Consider the following 16,290-nt stretch of genomic DNA (forward strand, 5'->3'; position numbering starts at 1 on the left):
GCGCTTTCGCCGTACGCCGCATGGTGTTGATCTCGATCGTCCGGAACGCACCTGCGTGACGGACGCGGGTCAGGGTGAGGGAAGGTTGCGCCTTGTGCCGGGCGTCATGGTGTTTGCGGCGTCTGTGGAAGACGATGGAGCGACATTGTGCTCGCTTCTTCGGACTGACGACCGTGGCGACACATGCCCGACACCCGTAGGCTGGCCGGATGTCGATAGTGTGGACCGGATCTCCCCCGCCGGAGCGCACGTTCTGCCGGTCAACCCCTTCCTAGCCATCAGGGATGAAGCGGTGCATGAGTACGGTGTTTCACGTGAAACCGAGTCGCCTCTCGACAGGCCGTCGGGAGTGAGCGTGGGCGGGCCGCACGTCGGCGAGCAGAACGTCCCACAGCCCCGGGCGGGTGGTCCTGGCACCCCGCCAGCGTATGAATACGGTGCCCCATCGCCGCATCCGGGCGTGGAAGACGTCCGTGGTCGCGCGTCGGCGCTAGGAACGAGCCCTCTGTCAGCCGTTCCTGGCGCGCCTGCTCCTTCAGGGGTGCCGGTTCAGTCCACCGAGCATGTTTCACGTGAAACGCCGGGGCTGGATGAGGGCGATCCGCCCCTTGCCATGGAAGCGTTGCGAGCTGTGCAGATCCTCAACCCGAGCGGCGAGATCATCATGCCGCGCCCAGACCACCCCCGGGTGATTTGCGTCGCCAATCAGAAGGGCGGCGTCGGGAAGACGACCACGACGGTCAACCTTGCCGTTGCGCTCGCGCTCCACGGCAACCGCGTGCTGGTGGTGGACCTTGACCCTCAGGGCAACGCCTCCACCGGTCTGAACGTGCCCCACCACGCCGGTGTGCCGGATGTCTATGACTGCCTGATCGACAACGTGCCCCTGGCGGAGGTGGCTCAGCAGGTTGAGGGAATTCCGAACCTGTTCTGTGTGCCGGCCACCATCGACCTTGCCGGTGCCGAGATCGAGCTCGTTTCGGTGGTCGCCCGTGAGTCCCGTCTGGCTCGGGCGATCGCCAGCCACCCGGAGAAGTTCGACTACGTCTTCATCGACTGTCCGCCCTCGCTGGGCCTGCTGACGGTCAACGCCCTGTGCGCTGCGCAGGAGGTGCTGATCCCGATTCAGTGCGAGTACTACGCACTGGAAGGTCTCAATCAGCTGATCAACAACATCAACTTGGTGCGTCAGCACCTCAATCCCACCCTCGACGTCTCTACGATCTTGCTGACGATGTACGACCGGCGTACGCGTCTGGCAGATGCGGTGGAACAGGATGTACGGAATCACTTCGGCGCCAAGGTGCTGAACGCGGTGATCCCCCGGAACGTGCGAGTGTCGGAGGCTCCCAGCTACGGCCAGTCTGTGATGACCTACGATCCGGGATCACGAGGCGCCACGAGTTACTTCGAGGCGGCCTTGGAGCTCGCGGTGCGTGGGGTCAATACGGGAGGCGCGGTATGAAGAACCGGCGGGGTGGCCTAGGCCGGGGCCTGGGCGCGCTGATCCCGACGGCGGCGCCCGCCGGCGAAACCGCGGCTGCTGTCGACGTGCTGCCCGAGCCGGTTGTCGAGTCGTCGGTTGCGGTGCCCGCACAGCCAGTGGCAGTGCCGGTGCCAGTCGCACCGGTTCCCGAGGCGTCCCCTGCACCGCTGGAGAACGATCTTGCTCCGGTTCCTGGTGCGCGCTTCGCTGAGTTGCCGGTCTCCGTCATCGAGCCGAACGCCAAGCAGCCGCGGCACGTCTTCGATGAAGAGGCTCTCGAGGAGCTGAAGACCTCCATCCAGGAGGTCGGCTTCCTTCAGCCGATCGTGGTTCGTGAGCTCGGCGACGGCCGGTACGAGCTGGTCATGGGTGAGCGCCGTTGGCGCGCCGCCCAGGCCGTCGGCAGAGAGACGATTCCGGCCATCGTCCGGGACACTCCGGACGACGCGATGCTTCGCGACGCGCTGCTGGAGAACATCCACCGCGCCAACCTCAACCCGCTCGAAGAGGCAGCCGCTTATCAGCAGCTGCTGGAAGAGTTCGGGGCCACGCACGAGGAACTGGCTCGACGGATCGGCCGCAGCCGACCGCAGATCTCCAACACCATACGGCTGATGAATCTGCCGGCCGCTGTGCAACGGCGGGTGGCCGCCGGGATTCTGTCGGCGGGGCATGCCCGGGCGCTGCTCGGCCTGGATAACAGCGCCGCGCAGGATGCTCTCGCCGAGCGGATCGTGCGGGAAGGTCTGTCGGTCCGGGCGACCGAGGAGATCGTCCACCTCGCGGCATCCGAAGAGGCGACGGCCAAGAAGGCGGCACCCGCCCGGAGGGCCAAGGTGCACGCGCCGGCCTTGAACGATCTGGCCGAGCGGCTGTCGGACCGGTTCGACACCCGGGTCAAGGTCGACATAGGCCGTAACAAAGGCAAGATCACGATAGAGTTCGCGACGGTTGACGATCTTGAGCGGATCGTCAGCATGATCGGGGTGGAGGAAGAGGGCTCGGTTCGCGAAGGCGCCGAACCGGAGGAGTGATCTTTCGCTGAGCTTCGGATTGGGCGCGTGAGTGATCACGCGCCCATTTTTTGTGGGAGCGCGGGTCTGGCTGCGTCGATCACTGCGCTCGGCGGTTCGCTGACCTGAAGATCTTGGTTCTGTCAGAACGATTCTCCTGGGATTTCTCCTGGTGCCCGAGTGTCATTACGCCGGGTTTGGAATGGCCCTTTGTGAGGCTTTTTTCCGTTCTTTGACTTGTCGCGTCCCGAATTTCCCAGAGACGCGGCCGAGCCGATCGACGGGGTTGATCGACGGCATCTTCACGAGTGTTGAGACATCGACGTTCAGCGTTTCCTCGGCTGTGGGTGTCAGCGGGGCGTGTGTGTCTGTGTGGAGATCGAAAACGTGATTCATCGTCCCGGCTCGGGAGGCAGCCTCCCCGTCAAGTGATGAGCCTCTGCCGGAGGACAAGATCGCCATTAGAGTTTCGGGCTCCGCCGCCGACTCTGAGAAACAGTGTCCGACGGTCGCCGGGTGAGGCGCCTCAGCCGATGCTGCACTGCACCGACCGGGACTCGCCCCGAACCGGTCAGGCAGACCCATCTCGGGTTCTACCGTCAAGAAATGTAGTCGGCTCGCTACTACCCTCCGTCCGGAGCCTGCGGCGACTTACAGATGCAGACTGCCTGGCTCGGCCTTAGCTGCGGTGGGTCGATGTTGCGGTACTTCTTACGCCGCCGACTTTGGGCTGCTGACCCGTGTCAGGGTGATAAGTAGGGTGAGCCTCCACCCGGGTGGCACGGCGATTTTGGCCGCCGTGGAGGCGAATCAGGGCGGTGTGTCAGTGCGCCTTGCTCGCTTGCGCCACGGTGTCTTTCCGTCACAGCGACGAGTTCCGGCCTCCCTCATCGTGCTGGTCTGATGCTGCTGGATGTTTTGCGTCACCGTCCCGGCTCCTGTCGGCCGAGGGAATGTTGGCGACCGTTGGGTTGCTTGCCCCGAAGCCCCGAAGCCCGAAGCGCGGCCGCCAGTCGCTGGCTGCTGGCCGCTGCAGCCGGTCGCTGGTCGCTGGCCGCTGGCCGCTGGCGAAGCTTGCTCGGCAGGTGTTCCCGGGTTGTAGATGCTGTTTCGCAGACCGCTTCGAGTGCCGGCGGGGCCGTCCCAGGCGTAGCCACCGTGTACTCGGGTGTGCCGCGCCGATGCGTCAACCTCTCGCCATGGGGACCCGCTGCACAGCGGCTGGGAAGTATTGCTGTCCGCGGCGCCGTCATGGAGACGGCTAGGAACCCGCCCAAGAGCCCGATCCGGTTTGGCTGCTGGCGGACATTCTCGTTAGCGCGGAGGCAGACCTTTGGAGATGGACCCCATCTCCAAATCCGCAACTCCTATGAACGAAGCCACAGCTTCTACGAACTAGGAAGCGGTCCGTCGGCCTCGGAAGGTGGTCCGTTGGCTTAGGGAGGCGATCCGTTGTGCTGGAACGGACCGTCGGTGTAGACGACGGTGATGCCTCCGACGGTGATGCCGCGACGCCTCCGGCATAAGCAAATGAGGCGAGAGGATCGGCAGCTAAGTTGCGTCTGCAGTGCCGCCGGCGCGACAGCCTAGAGGGCGCGCCCAGGCCCGCGAGCGGCGCTCTAGCCCGTGAGGGCGTCCCGTGGTGACCTCTGATCGGGAGGGGTCGCCTCGTTTGCGGCTAGAGAAACGCGCTTGACCCTCTCCGCGCACGCGTTCTAAAGAGGGAGAGCCGGCGTGGGCGTCGACGCGTGTTTCACGTGAAACGGATCAGATGCCGCGTGGCGTAGGACCACTGGAAGGAAGACCGGGGTCTTGTCGTTGAACCGGTGGAGCGGCTCTTGGGGCGTGCCGGTACAGCAGCAGGCAAGTGCCGGCGGTCAGCCTAAGAATGTTGAGCTAGGCCGCGCGCCCTCCTAGCTGTCGCAAGGAGGGCGACGGGGCATGCCCGCTCAGGGCTGATTCTTCCGTTCAGAGGCTGTCCTGTTGGAGCGCCGCCCTTCCCCCTTCGAGAGGCGCCGCCGCGGACACGGTTCCCGCCACACACCGCCGAGCGCTGCGGGCGCCCAAGTCGACAGAGCTGGTGCGCTCTGTTGGTTCGATACTTCGGCCTACCTCGTGTGCTACGGAATCGCCTCACCGACGGCGCCGGCTACGTGCTCGGTTGGACTTGGGTAGGCAGCAGGTAGCGGTCTGCAGGCTCGTCGGAATTGACGACGGCATGCGGGGCATCGGGCTTCGGCTCGTCCATGCGGATGGGCGGCAGCGCGGAGCGGGGGTCTGGCTCCCGGCTCGATCGCTTGCTAGTCCGAGATCGCCGGGCGCTGTCTGTAGCGTGCCGATGTCCGAACCCAGCGAGCAACTCGGGCCGCGGGCCGTAGGCCGCAGTCCCCGTCACGGGTCCCTGCGGGTTGGGTCGTATGGGTTCGGACGTTGGGTGGCCCCGCCTGTGGACTCTGCGGGGCATGGACTTGCGGGTTTGCGGTCTGCTGGGACGGGACTGCCTGGTGTACGGCTGGGCCGTCATGCACGGCGGTGAGCGTGAGAAGGAGTAACAACCCCGAGGATCCTGATCCGACACGCAAGGCGATCGGCCCATGACCCTTGCCACGGCCCTGCGGCTTGTCCGCTGCTGACGCCCTTGATTGGCGGCATCGATAGGCTGGGCCTGCTCCCAGCAAATCCGAAACTCAGCTGATCTCTTCACGCGTGAGGCCGGCGCTTCAGGATCGGCGTGACCCCGGAGCGTCACGCGAGAACGATGGCAGACGACTCACACGCGACCTAGGCCACCAAGCCGTGAACCAGCGAAGGAAGGGGTGCCGTCGGCGGTGAGCGTCTGCAGCGTAGACGTTGCGACAGGCACTCACGGCGACAGCGCCTAGACCCGCTTGATGAGGCCGACCACGACATCGCTGGCTATGTCAGCGATGGAACAGGCATGCGTACCTCACAGACCAGCCTCTCGTTGGCCGTGACCCCCACCCGCCACCCGCGACCCGCAAGACCCGCGACCCGCAAGACCCGCGACCCGTAAGACCCGTGACCCGCAACACCCGCTGGCCGTGCTTTAGCTGGCTAAGTCCGCTGCATTGCGTTGACCGGTTGATAGCGACCCCTTCGCTGTGGGCGGATTTGCTGCATGGGGCGACGCCAGAGAAGCAACTTAGAAGGGCGTGAACACGACGACTGGTTTCACGTGAAACATAGCGAACGACGGGTATGTCCTCCTACTGGAACGGCCCCGCCTCGGTGGAGGCGCGGTGCGCGTTTCTACGTGGAGACGACCCCGCGAGCCAGAGCCCAGTGTGGTCGGTTGAATAATCGGGCGACGGGCGACGGGCGACGGGCGACGGGCGACGGGCGACGGGCGACGGGCGAGCGGCAGCGGTTAGCGAGGGTGGGACGGGAGTTCTTGTTGTGGCGCCCAGGTCCGGATATACCAGGCCGTGAAAGCCAGTGGGGCGGGCCCACGAGAAGCGCTTCCCGTGGTGTTGGCGGCAACTGAGCTAATGAACGTAAGCCACATAGCTGCGACTTGATCGCAGTGCTCCTGCGGAACCGGTCCTGGGCCTGCGGCTGACTGACCACGACCGGCTTATCGCTCGATCGCTGCCGCCCCCTCATCGGCGAGGTGCTTCCCACTGAGTGTCAGGCTCCATGGGGACTGCGGTCCCACTGAGCAGTGGCCGTTCTCATCGGCGGTCTGCGGTTCCGATGAGGAGCAGCCGTCCTCGTCGGCCGATGGCGGTCGCGATCAGGGAGGATTTTGCGGAGGCCGGCCAACTCGCTTGAGTGGCTCACACCAGGGCGTGCCGGCGCCGACCTCATCAGGTGTGGCGCCGAGGCGCTCCTGGGTGATCCAGTGGACGAAGCCGGTGGGGTAACCAGTCGTCACGGCAGCTCACCACCTTGCCCGTGGCAGAGCATCATCTCGTCGGCGGGGTATACGAGGTCGCCGCTACCCCGCGGTCGGCAGTGGGCGCCGGACCGAGGCTGACCATGATGACTCCGAGACCCATGATGTTTGGGCATCGCTGGTCGCCGAAGATCCCCTGCAGTGGCATGGGCTTCCGTTGTCGCTTGGCGGCAGCCACACGGATGAGGTCCAGGTGCCGTCGCGGATGAGATCTGTTGAACGATGCCGTCTGCAGCAGTGGCGTCATAGGGACGCGGTCTGGTGATTGCCAACCCCGTTGGATTCCAGAGTTGGAGCTGGAATGCGCCTTTCCGAGGTAGCCGGCTCAGGCGGCGTTGCTGCGTAAAGCCGAATCAGCCTGGCCCTGGCGATCATGTCGCGGGTGTGGTTCAACCGTCCGGTGGCGGTGGCGGTGGCGGTGGCGGTGGCGGTGGCGGTGGCGGTGGCGGTGGCGGTGGCGGTGGCGGTGGCGGTGGCGGTGGCGGTGGCGGTGGCGGTGGCGGTGGCGGTGGCGGTGGCGGTGGCCTTCTTCTCGCCATGCGAATTTGAGCCGCGCGCTCTCGATGTGAAACGAGGCGGGATGCGAAGCGAGCCGACGTAAGGCGGAGTGCAGGGAGAGCCGGGCCCGTGCACAAGGACGGGCTGGGGCGTTGGTGCGATATGTGGGACGAGGCGCACGGCATGGCTTGGCTGGAGACAGGACTAAGGCATGAGGCAGGCCGCGGGAATCGGGGCGATGGGCGGGCGGGACAGGGCGGCGCGAAACCAGATGGGGCGTGCGGGCGATGCGAGGAGGAGGCGATCGCCCGTGTGCGAGGGATGTAGGTGCCGCTAGTTGCTCGACTGCTGTCGGGATTGCTCGCCACGCGAGGGCTCTTGGAATCGCTCGCTGCACGACGGCTGTTGGAGCTGGCCGGCTGAGCGGCCGAGTGGCGGTCGCCGAGGCGGGCCCTCATCTGGAGGGTGGGAGTCACGTTGCGGCGTGAGCGTTTTGGTTATGGGGATTCGTCGAGGAACCACGCGGTGGCAGGGGTCACGCACGAGAGGTTGCCGCCGTCAGCCCACAAGGGTCCGTCTGTGCTCCTCAGCGGGAGACGACCTAGAGGATCCGTGGCGCGACTTCGTCCTCCGTTTCACGTGAAACCGGGTCCGGCTTATAGTCCGATGCCCGATCTGGTTTCACGTGAAACGTGCCGGTCTCTGGCAGCGGGCACACGTGACCCCGCACGTGTTGCTCACAGCCGAGCCAATAGCCATGACGGCCTAGACACTCGCGCTGAGGTAGCCCACTACGGCTGTCGGTGCCATCCGTGGCGGTCGCCGCGCTCCTCCGATGCCGACCGAATAGTCCCCGTAGTTAGTTCGTCGTAGCGAACCGGTGCTCTGCCGCCTTCGCTCTGCCGCCTTCGCTCTGGTCCGTTGACGCTGCCCTTGCCCGGACCCTGCCGCCCGGCCTGCGTCTCCGCCACCGTCACCGCCGCTGCTGCCACCGCCCCGGCCCCGCCCTCGCGTGCCATCAGTGCCGCCGCTGTCGTCGTTTGCGGAGGCTGGGGGCCGGGGCCGTGGGTTGCGGGGCAAGTGCCTTAGGGGGTGAGGCCAGGCCGCCGGCCGCTGTGGTGGACCGGAGGAATCGCGGCGTTCTTTGGTACAGGGCTGGGCGCTGACTTCCATCGCGGCTGAGGTACGTCTGCCGCTTCTGACGGCTCTGGCGTTGGCAGGCTTGAGGTTGGGCATCCTGTTGCGTTCGTCGTTGGCAGCTGGTTTGAGGTGGTCCGCTTGCTGGCGTTCATTACTTCGGTCCTGGAGCGTTCTCCACAGCGCTTCGGGGAGCGCCTTGGGTAGCCGAGGGCGACCTGGCACGTGGAAAGGTTCCGGTTCTGCCGGTGGTCCGAACCGAGAAGCCGAGGCCCGTGAGTAGAAGTCTGACGCGATGAACAGAACGGGTGGCCGTGACGGGCTTAAGGGGAACTCTCTCCGATGTCGAAGAAGGCTATTGAGAAGGAGGCCCTTGAGTGTCGAGGCGGTTGAGTCGACATGAAGCGTCCAGGTACGGAGCCGACATGAAAACGTCCAGGTACAGGTCTGCCTGAGCCGAGGGCAGACCCTGCCGATCCGAGGTCCGGCGAGCAAGCAACCACCCTGCGGCCTGGAGCTATTTCTGGGGAGGGAAGGTACCGAAGGCGGTCTAGCCGAGTTGAGAACCGATGAGCGAAAGCTGCGTGCGTGACACCTGCGTGCTCACGGCCCGAGCCGGGAATGCGGGTGGACCAGTCGGCAATGCTTATGGGGACCCGCCGGCAATGCTGATGGGAGCACGGCCTTGATCCAAGGCAATGACGCGGCGGCGGGTAAAGACGAGGGCCGGGAAAGGCACGTTGCGAGGCGGGGACGGCCCGGAGGGACTTGAAGATGTGCCAGGTGCTCAAGAGAGGCATCCGGCGCCTCCTCGCGCCTAGGCTTTCGGGCAGACCCGGCCCACCGTCGTCTCTATGCTGGCGCCTCCACCACACATATCTGCGCGAGCGCCTCCGCGTAGGTGCTCGCCGGGTGGTCTCTACGCCTGCACATCGGAGGCATGCCATGAGGGCGCCTCCACGGAGCGGGCACGGTCAGGGTGGGCCGCTCACATAGAGGGTCCGCTCAGGTAGGACCAGTCCACAGGTCCGGTCAGACAGTTCCGGTCATGCAGGGCCGCACAAGCAAAGCTGCGCCAGACGGATCCGCGTCGTACAGGTCGTGTCATACGGAGACGACTGAGTGGGGATTCAAATCAGCCACTTAGACGCCCGCGAAGAGGCGCGTCATGCGAGGGGTGCCTCGTAAGCAACGGCATGGGCTGGACCCCGCGGACGTGAAGACGCGAGGAAAGCTCAGGAGAGCTCGCCGAGCGGCGCCGGGCGCACCGACCCTTTCATCGAAGTTCGATGGAACTCTCGCGGTAGCCGACTCCGCCTACCACTGGAGGCGAAAGCCCGCGACGCCGGTTGCACGGCAGACCCGCCAGGGCGCCGCGTGCCCCGACCACCGATGCGGCCAGACATAGGCAGCGATCGGTGGCCCACCCCCGAGCGCGCCACAGTCAGACCGGACGCAACGGGGTGAGCAGACATGCGCGAAGGCCACTATCCACAACCTGTGTGTTGCGCCTGTTGATTCTGAGACTGCTCCGGTTTCACGTGAAACGACACCGATGTCGTACGCCTCATCCACCGCTCTATCCACAGGGGGCGCAAGCGTTCTACGTCGCGTTTCACGTGAAACGGGGGAGCCTGTGGATAACTCCTGTGGATAACTTCTGCGCGGGTGTGTGGAACGCCTCATTCTCATCCTCGTCAACATGGAGAGGTCCCTCCGTCGTGCGAAATTGACCCAGGACAGCCCCTCGCAAGCTGGGCTAAGGTCCCTACGTGTCTGAGAACACCACCCCCATGCCCGACTTCACTCGCTGGCCTTCCTTCCCCTTCGAGGGCGATATGCGGGTCAAGAAGCTCGCCCCGCCGGTGGAGGTGGAACCGCCACGGAGCGGTGAGGACGGCTCCGATTGCGTGGCCTGTGGAACACCCGACGAGGGGTACATCTGGGTCAGTGAGAGGTGGCGCGTCCGCGCCATGGACCGGCCGACCGGACTGCCGATGGTCCTCATCCTTGAGTGCCGTTCGCACCTCGACCTTGGTGACCTGCCGAACCTGCTGGCCGCTGAACTGGGCGTCATGACGGTCCGCTTGGAACGGGCGATCCGTTCACTCGACGGAGTGGCCCGGGTCCACGTGAATCGCTGGGGAGACGGCTCGGCGCACCTGCACATGTGGTTCCTGGCCCGGCCCTACGGTCGGCTGCAACTGCGGGGCACTTTCCTGTCGCTCTGGGACGACATCCTGCCGGTGGTTCCCGAGTCGCAATGGCGGGAGAGTTTGGCTCTCGTCGCCGCCTGGCTCGCCGATTTCGGTGGCAAGGCCAACGCTGAGCCGGCTCACATCGAGTGGGAGTCACCCGGCACGTTCGCCGTCCCGGACAGTGTGGATCCGGAGCCCGACGGCCGCCGTCCGACAACTCTCGGCGATGTGGAAGCAGCAGAGAGCTGAAGGCACCACGAAACCAGCAGAGAGCGAAACATGCGGGCCCGGCGGAATCCGCCGGGCCCGCATGCGTTGTTCAACCGCTCAGCGGGACCCCCGCGCCACCGCCCGCGCCACCAGCGCGCTCAGCACCGCTCCCAGATCAATCCCGGCAGCCTGCACCGCCAGCGGCAACAACGACGTCTCCGTCAGCCCGGGCGACACATTGCACCCCAGCACGTGCGGCTCGCCGTCGTCCGACACGATGAGGTCGATGCGCGAGAGGTCGCGCAGACCCAGGGCTTTGTACGCCGTGAGCGCCGTCTCCGACACCCGGGCCGCGACCTCGGGCTCCAGCCGGGCCGGCACATGCCAGGTGGTCAGCCCGGCCGTGTAGCGGGCCGCGTAGTCGTAGACCCCGTCGCGGGGCACGATCTCGACGATCGGCAGGGTCTCCGGGCCGGTTCCCAGGTCGACGATCGAGACTGTCACGGTGGTGCCGGTCACGTACTGCTCGACCAGGGCGGTTGAGTCGTATGCGAAGCAGCCGACCATCGCGGCCGGCAGATCGGAAGCGTCCCGGACCACGGCGGCCCCCAGACCGGAACCGCCCTGCGCCGGTTTCACCATGAGCGGCAGTCCGAGCCGGTCGACGATCCGGTCGAGGACCGCGACCGCACCCAGCTCGGAGAACCGGTCGTGCGGCAGCGCCACCCAGTCCGGCGTGGGGATGCCGGCTTCGCGCAGCATCGATTTCGCGGACGGTTTGTCCCAGGCGAGGCGGGCCGTCCGGGCGTCGGCGCCGACGTAGGGAACGCCGCACAGGTCGAGGACCCCGCGCAGCGAGCCGTCCTCACCGGTGGCGCCGTGCAGGGCGATCACGACCGCGTCCGGCGGGTCGGCCTGGAGCGCCGGGAGCAGGGACACGTCGGCGTCGTGGAGTTCGGCGGTCAGGCCGGTGGACCGGAGCGCGTCGAGCACCCGACGGCCGGAACGCAGCGACACGTCCCGTTCGTAGGAGAGCCCGCCGGCCAGGACCAGAACTCGCACTTCGTCACGCGTACCCATGCCTGTGATCATGCCAAGTCGGGACCGGGAGCGTCCGCGGCGGCCGGGCCGCGGCGGCGCTGATGGGTGTGCTGCAGCGCGGCGCCGCCGAAGACGGCGCGCATGGCCAGGTCCTGCTCCATGACGCCGGAGAGGCGGCGTACGCCCTCGCGGAGCCGGTCCGGCGCGGAGAAGCTGAAGTTCAGTCGCATGTTGCCGCGGCCGGTGCCGTCGGCGTAGAAACCGGTGCCGGGCACGTAGGCGACCCGCGCGGCGATGGCGCGCGGCATCATCGCCTTGGAGTCGAGGCCCTCGGGCAGGGTGACCCAGACGAACAAGCCACCCGTCGGGCGGGTCCACGTGGTACCGGCCGGCATCAGGTCTTCCAGTGCGCCGAGGAGGGCGTCGCGGCGCTCGCGGTAGATCTCCCGGTAGACCTTGATCTGTTCGCGCCACGGCATCGTCGACAGATATCTGGTGACGGCGCCCTGGGCGAACGCGCTCGGGCAGAGCACGTTGGCCTCGCTCATCATGACCAGCTTCTCCCGCACGGCGTGCGGCGCGAGGATCCAGCCGACCCGCAGGCCCGGTGCGAAGGTCTTGGAGAACGTCGAGACGTAGAAGACGCCATCGCGGCGGCGGGCCCGGAGCGGCAGCGGCGCCTCACCCTCGAAGGCGAGCATGCCGTACGGATCGTCCTCCACCACCAGCAGTCCGGCGCGCTCACAGATGTCGAGAACCTGCTCGCGCCGTTCCCCCGACAGGGTGACACCGGCCGGGTTCTGGAACGTCGGAATGGTGTAGAGGAACTTGGCCTTGCGGCCGGCTCTCACGGTGGCCTCGATGGCTTCTTCGAGTGCTGCCGGGATCAGGCCCTCGGCGTCCATTGCCACGTGCCGAACCTGTGCCTGGGCGGCCTGGAAGACGCCGAGTGCGCCGACGTAGGTCGGCCCCTCGGCGAGCACCACGTCGCCCGGGTCGAGGAACAGCCGGGCCAGGAGGTCGAGGGCCTGCTGTCCACCGACAGTGACCACCACGTCGTCCGGGGAGGCGTTGGTGATGCCGGAGAGGGCCATCACCTCGCAGATGCGTTCGCGCAGGTCGATGGTGCCCTGGCCGATGCCGTACTGGAGGCTGGTGGCGCCGTGCTGCGCCGCGAGCTCGCCGAGCATCTCACCGACCGCATCCAGTGGCAGCGCGGCGATGTACGGCGATCCGCCGGCCAGCGAGACTACCTCGGGGCGGCTGGCGACGGAGAAGAGGGCGCGGATCTCGGACGTGGTCATCCCTCGGACGCGTCGCGCGTACCGATCGGTGTAGTCGTCCTGTGTCGTGCCGGTCATGCGGCTCTCACCTCATTCGAGTCTCGGGATCCACCGATCCTAGACGGGACAGGGGACATGAGGCCCCGACGTCTCATTCCGGCACTTGCCCGACCTGCTCCCGTTCATGGTGGTTCCGACGTAGGATTCGGCGGGGGCGCGGCGGAGACCCGTCCATGTCCGTGAGTCAACTGCGGGAGCAAGGGGTCCGCCATGTCGCGACGCCTGGTCAACCTCACCCTCGACACTCTCGAGGACCTGCCCCGGCCCTGCCGGCAGTGTGTGTACTGGGAACTGGATCCGGTCTCCGCGGAGCGGGCCTGCGCCACCGGTGATCCCGGCCTGGAGAAGGAGGCCTGGGTCTCGCAGACGCTCCTGGAGTGGGGCTCCTGCGGCAAGCTCGCCTACGTCGACGGGATGCCGGCCGGTTTCGTCATGTACGCGCCACCCGCCTACGTGCCCCGCGGGATGGCTTTCCCGACCTCCCCGGTGAGCGCCGACGCCGCACTGCTGACCACGGCCAAGGTGGTGCCCGCATTCGCCGGCGGCGGCCTGGGCCGGATGCTGGTGCAGGGGGTGGCCCGCGACCTCACCAAACGCGGAGTGAAGGCGATCGAGGCGTTCGGCGACGCCAAGCCGGACGACACCGACGAGACGTCCTGCATCGCCCCAGTGGACTTCTTCCTCTCCGTCGGCTTCAAGACGATCCGCCCGCACCCCCGCTATCCGCGACTGCGGCTGGAGCTACGGACGGCCCTGTCCTGGAAGTCCGACGTCGAGTACGCGCTGGAGAAGCTGCTCGGCTCGATGAGCCCGGAGACGCTGCTGCGCCCGGTCCGCCCGGTGACGGCGACCAGGTCCGCCGAGAACTAGCTCTTCTCGGCGAGCGCCAGCCGCAGCTGCCGCACGTCGATCGACCCGGTGGGGACGTCCCGCTCCACCGGGAAGTACATCCGCTGGACGGCGGCGAGCATCGCCTCGACGATCTGCTCACGGAACATCGGGTCGATCAGCCGCTCGCGGTCGCCCGGGTTGGTCAGGTAACCGAGGTCGACCCGGACCGTCGGCATCCGGGTGAGGCGGAGCAGGTCCCAGCCTTTGGCGTGGGTCCGGCAGTCGTGCATGCCGGTGCGGACCACGATCTCCCGCTGCACCAGGTTGGCGAGCCGCTCACCGACGGTCGAGCTGAGCCCGTTGCCGGTGCCGTAGTGGTATGTCGCCACGCCTTCCGCCGAGGGGGACGAGTGCCCGTCCAGGTGGAGGGAGATCAGCAGGTCGGCGCCGAGGGTGTTGGCCAGGGCGGCCCGTGCGGCGCCGCTCATCGGCGCGGCCGGGGACGGGCCCCGGGTCAGGTGCACCCGCATGCCGGCCGCGGAGAGCCGGCCCTCCAGGCGGGAGGCCAGGTCGAAGACGAGATCGGCCTCGTTCCACCGGAGCGGGCCGTCGGGCACCAGCACGCCGGTGTCGTCACCGCCGCCGTGACCCGGATCGATGACGATGGTCTTGCCGACCAGGTTAGGGCCGGACTGCCGGAACGCCTCGGCCTCGCGCAGCCACTGCGGGCGGCCGCCGACCACCTTGCGGCCGAGTCGGCGCAGCGCTTTCATGGTCTGCGGGCCGCAGGAGCCGTCGGGGGCGAGGCCCACCTCGCGCTGAAATTGGGCCACTGCGCGGGCTGTCCGGGCGCCGTAGACGGTGTCGGGCCGGCCGGTGTCATAGCCCATCTCCAGAAGCCGCTCCTGGAGCGCCCGCACGTCCTCGCCGACCAGGGCGTCAGGGACCGAGTGGAAGAGATTACGTGAGCCGAGCCGCCAGCGGGCCGCGTCGAGCGCGCCCCAGGTCTCGTCGCCGACCATGCCGTCGATGCCGAGCCCGCGGTTCTGCTGGAAGGCGCGGACCGCGGTCTCCAGCGCCTCGTCGAAGACGTCGGTCTCCGCCGTTTCCAGCAACTCCAGGCCGACCAGGATCGACCTGATCTCAGAAACGGCCACGCCGGTGTCTCCGCGTCGGATGGACCGCACTCACGACTCCCTAGGGCGAGAAAGGACGACCTACCGGAGACTACGCCCCGCGTCCCACAAGGGGCGCGGGGCGTAGTTCACGGACGTGTCAGAGCGCGCTCTCGATGAACTTGACCAGGCTGCTCTTCGGCTTGGCACCGGTCACCGAGTTGAACGGCTCGCCACCCTTGAAGATGGTCAGGGTGGGGACGGTCATCACGCCGTACGCCATCGCGGTCTGCGGGTTCTCCTCGATGTTGACCTTGACGATCTCCACCTGGTCGCCCATCTCGTTGGCGATCTCGGCCAGCAGCGGGTCGACCTTCTTGCAGGGCACGCACCACTCCGCCCAGAAATCCACCAGCACTGGCTTGTCGGACTGCAGCACATCGGTGGCGAAGGTGGCGTCAGTGACCGCCTTGGTTGCTCCCACAAGGACCTCCCGGGTCTTACAGCTCTATGAATGAAGCGATGAAGCGCTCGGCGTCCAGCGCCGCGGCACAACCGGTGCCGGAGGCGGTGATCGCCTGCCGGTATGTGTGGTCGACCAGGTCGCCGGCGGCGAACACGCCGACGACGTTGGTGCGGGTGCTGGGCGACTGCACCTTCACGTAGCCCTCGTCGTCGAGCTCGATCTGGCCCTTGAAGAGCTCGCTGCGCGGGTCGTGGCCGATCGCCACGAAGACGCCGGTGACGTCGAGAACCTTGGTCTCACCCGACTGCACGTTCTTCAAACGGACGCCGACGACCTTGCCGTCGGCGCCGAGGATCTCCTCGACGACCGTGTTCCACTCGACCTTGATCTTCGGGTTGTCGAGCGCCCGCTTCTGCATGACCTTGCTGGCCCGGAAGCTGTCGCGCCGGTGCACGATCGTCACCGTCTCGGCGAACCGGGTGAGGAACGTCGCCTCCTCCATCGCCGAGTCGCCGCCGCCGACCACCACGATGTGCTGGCCGCGGAAGAAGAACCCGTCACAGGTCGCACACGAGGACACGCCGTGACCGAGCAGCTCCTGCTCACCGGGCACACCGATCGGGCGCCACGCGGAACCGGTCGCCAGGATCACCGCGCGGGCGAAGAACTGCTGCTCACCGACCCAGACGGTCTTGAGGCCCTCGGTGCCGGCCTCGGTCGGCTTGTCGGTCAGCTCGACCCGGGTCACGTCGTCGGTCAGGAACTCGGCGCCGAACTTCTCCGCCTGGGCGCGCATGTTGTCCATCAGCTCGGGACCCATGATGCCGTCGCGGTGACCGGGGAAGTTCTCCACCTCGGTGGTGGTCATCAGCGCACCGCCGGACTGCACGCCCTCGATCACCAGAGGCTTCAGGTTCGCGCGGGCCGCGTAGAGCGCCGCGGTGTAGCCCGAGGGCCCGGACCCGATGATGATCAGATTGCGGACCTCGTCCACTGCCGACTCCTCAGTCTGTTTTCGCCGAACGCGTTAGGCCGG

10 protein-coding genes are annotated in these 16,290 nt (G+C 67.1%); 5 read left to right on the forward strand and 5 right to left on the reverse strand.

The genetic code is table 11. The features are described from left to right. Nucleotides 1-106: 106 nt before the first annotated feature. The 4 genes from QLQ12_RS10800 to QLQ12_RS10815 all read left to right on the forward strand — a co-directional run bounded on the left by QLQ12_RS10800 (nucleotide 107) and on the right by QLQ12_RS10815 (nucleotide 10,497). Entirely contained in the window at nucleotides 107-1,465 is a 1,359-nt protein-coding gene (locus QLQ12_RS10800) for a ParA family protein (protein ID WP_407651463.1), read from the forward strand. Next, nucleotides 1,462-2,520, forward strand: a complete 1,059-nt coding sequence (locus QLQ12_RS10805; protein ID WP_282759078.1) for a ParB/RepB/Spo0J family partition protein — start codon at nucleotides 1,462-1,464, stop codon at nucleotides 2,518-2,520. The genes QLQ12_RS10800 and QLQ12_RS10805 overlap by 4 nt, the downstream gene beginning before the upstream one ends. Before the next feature lie 4,277 nt (nucleotides 2,521-6,797). Further along, nucleotides 6,798-7,016, forward strand: coding sequence for a hypothetical protein (locus QLQ12_RS10810; RefSeq protein WP_282759080.1), 219 nt, complete (start codon nucleotides 6,798-6,800; stop codon nucleotides 7,014-7,016). Between the two features lie 2,827 nt (nucleotides 7,017-9,843). Then, a complete protein-coding gene (locus tag QLQ12_RS10815) occupies nucleotides 9,844-10,497 on the forward strand; it encodes a hypothetical protein (protein ID WP_407651464.1) in 654 nt (217 codons plus the stop codon). 78 nt (nucleotides 10,498-10,575) lie between these two features. Here QLQ12_RS10815 and QLQ12_RS10820 read toward each other — a convergent pair whose 3' ends face one another. After that, complete coding sequence (locus QLQ12_RS10820; RefSeq protein ID WP_407651455.1) at nucleotides 10,576-11,538, reverse strand: D-alanine--D-alanine ligase family protein; 963 nt, start codon at nucleotides 11,536-11,538, stop codon at nucleotides 10,576-10,578. An 8-nt stretch (nucleotides 11,539-11,546) separates the two neighbouring features. After that, nucleotides 11,547-12,860 carry an aminotransferase-like domain-containing protein gene (locus QLQ12_RS10825; protein ID WP_282759083.1) on the reverse strand — a complete coding sequence of 438 codons (1,314 nt, stop codon included), beginning with the start codon at nucleotides 12,858-12,860 and terminating at the stop codon, nucleotides 11,547-11,549. 192 nt (nucleotides 12,861-13,052) lie between these two features. Between QLQ12_RS10825 and QLQ12_RS10830 the strand changes: the two genes are divergently transcribed. Next, nucleotides 13,053-13,712: a GNAT family N-acetyltransferase gene (locus QLQ12_RS10830; protein WP_282759084.1), complete on the forward strand. Its 660-nt coding sequence runs from the start codon at nucleotides 13,053-13,055 to the stop codon at nucleotides 13,710-13,712. Here QLQ12_RS10830 and QLQ12_RS10835 read toward each other — a convergent pair. The 3 genes from QLQ12_RS10835 to trxB form a co-directional block, all read right to left on the reverse strand. Next, entirely contained in the window at nucleotides 13,709-14,860 is a 1,152-nt protein-coding gene (locus QLQ12_RS10835; RefSeq protein ID WP_282759085.1) for an N-acetylmuramoyl-L-alanine amidase, read from the reverse strand. The genes QLQ12_RS10830 and QLQ12_RS10835 overlap by 4 nt on opposite strands. An 88-nt stretch (nucleotides 14,861-14,948) precedes the next feature. Further along, complete coding sequence (gene trxA / locus QLQ12_RS10840) at nucleotides 14,949-15,272, reverse strand: thioredoxin (RefSeq protein ID WP_282759086.1); 324 nt, start codon at nucleotides 15,270-15,272, stop codon at nucleotides 14,949-14,951. Between the two features lie 16 nt (nucleotides 15,273-15,288). Beyond that, the gene (trxB, locus tag QLQ12_RS10845) at nucleotides 15,289-16,248 is read right to left on the reverse strand and encodes a thioredoxin-disulfide reductase (protein ID WP_282759087.1); all 960 of its coding nucleotides are present in this window, start codon (nucleotides 16,246-16,248) and stop codon (nucleotides 15,289-15,291) included. Nucleotides 16,249-16,290 lie beyond the last annotated feature (42 nt).

The sequence above is a fragment of the Actinoplanes sandaracinus genome (assembly GCF_030009775.1).
Classification (GTDB): domain Bacteria; phylum Actinomycetota; class Actinomycetes; order Mycobacteriales; family Micromonosporaceae; genus Actinoplanes; species Actinoplanes sandaracinus.

What these genes read in the sequence shown, in the direction of transcription:
- QLQ12_RS10800 (WP_407651463.1), top strand. Translation starts at nt 107, where the DNA reads ATGGTGTTTGCGGCGTCTGTGGAAGACGATGGAGCGACATTGTGCTCG.
- QLQ12_RS10805 (WP_282759078.1), top strand. Translation starts at nt 1,462, where the DNA reads ATGAAGAACCGGCGGGGTGGCCTAGGCCGGGGCCTGGGCGCGCTGATC.
- QLQ12_RS10815 (WP_407651464.1), top strand. Translation starts at nt 9,844, where the DNA reads ATGCCCGACTTCACTCGCTGGCCTTCCTTCCCCTTCGAGGGCGATATG.
- QLQ12_RS10820 (WP_407651455.1), bottom strand. Translation starts at nt 11,538, where the DNA reads ATGGGTACGCGTGACGAAGTGCGAGTTCTGGTCCTGGCCGGCGGGCTC.
- QLQ12_RS10825 (WP_282759083.1), bottom strand. Translation starts at nt 12,860, where the DNA reads ATGACCGGCACGACACAGGACGACTACACCGATCGGTACGCGCGACGC.
- QLQ12_RS10830 (WP_282759084.1), top strand. Translation starts at nt 13,053, where the DNA reads ATGTCGCGACGCCTGGTCAACCTCACCCTCGACACTCTCGAGGACCTG.